This is a genomic window from Mesorhizobium sp. M7A.F.Ca.CA.003.01.2.1, assembly GCF_003998945.1.
In the GTDB taxonomy this organism is placed as follows: Bacteria; Pseudomonadota; Alphaproteobacteria; order Rhizobiales; family Rhizobiaceae; genus Mesorhizobium; species Mesorhizobium ciceri.
Genome location: NZ_RZRA01001426.1, coordinates 1 through 877, shown reverse-complemented (window position 1 = coordinate 877; position 877 = coordinate 1). Strand labels below are relative to the sequence as shown.

Annotated in this window: 2 protein-coding genes; both read right to left on the bottom strand. The window is 63.5% G+C overall.

What is annotated here, in order from left to right; genetic code table 11:
• On the bottom strand, nucleotides 1-292 hold a 292-nt coding region (locus tag EN969_RS33210), incomplete at its 3' end, for an ATP-binding cassette domain-containing protein (protein ID WP_127419856.1).
• Nucleotides 289-877 (bottom strand): ABC transporter permease (locus EN969_RS33205; protein WP_164758760.1); only part of this gene is annotated, 589 nt, incomplete at its 5' end. The genes EN969_RS33210 and EN969_RS33205, both read right to left, overlap by 4 nt.

The window sequence follows — 877 nt, the reverse complement described above, 5'->3', positions numbered from 1 at the left end:
CATTGCTGCCGACGCTCATATGCGGAAACAGCGCATAGTCCTGGAACACCGTCGTCGTCGGGCGCTTGGCCGGCGGCACCGACGTGCAATCCTCGCCACGGATGAACACCTTGCCTTCGCTGGGGGTGACGAAGCCGCCCAGAATGGACAAGAGCGTCGTCTTGCCGGAGCCGGACGGCCCGAGCAGGATCGTGTAGCTGCCGGGCTCGATCTGCAGCGAGACATCCTTCAGCACGGTGTGCTGGCCGAAGCGATGCGAGACACTGCTGATGTCGACGAGGGGCGCGCTCATGCCGGCTTTCTCCGAAGCAATGTCAGTTCAAAAAACACCACCAGCACGATGGAGACGGCGAAGACCAGCGAGCCGACGGCATTGGTCTTGGGATTGAGGCCGGAACGCAGCAGGTTCCAGATCTCGACCGGCAGCGTGGTGTCGAAGCGGGTGAGCAGGAAGGAGATCACGAATTCGTCCCAGGAGAAGGTCATCGACAGGAAGAAGCCGGCGAAGATGGCCGGCGCCATGACCGGCACGGTGATCAACAGCAGCACCTTCCATTCCGGCGCGCCGAGGTCGCGCGCGGCGCGCTCGATGTTGATCTGATGGTCGCCCATCTGGCTGTAGATGATGGCAAAGCACAGCGGCAGATTGATCACGACATGGCCGATGCCGGCAGCCAGTAGCGATTTCGGTACGCCGGCCCAGTTGAACAGCACCAGCAGCCCCATGCCGATGATGAGATAGCTGACCGTCAGCGGCAGGGTGATCAGCCCGCGCAGCAGGCCGGAGCCGGGCAGGACGAAGCGGGCAAAGCCCCAGGCGGAAAGGAAGCCGAGCGTCACGGCGGCGAGCGACGAGATGGACGCGACCAGCAGCGAA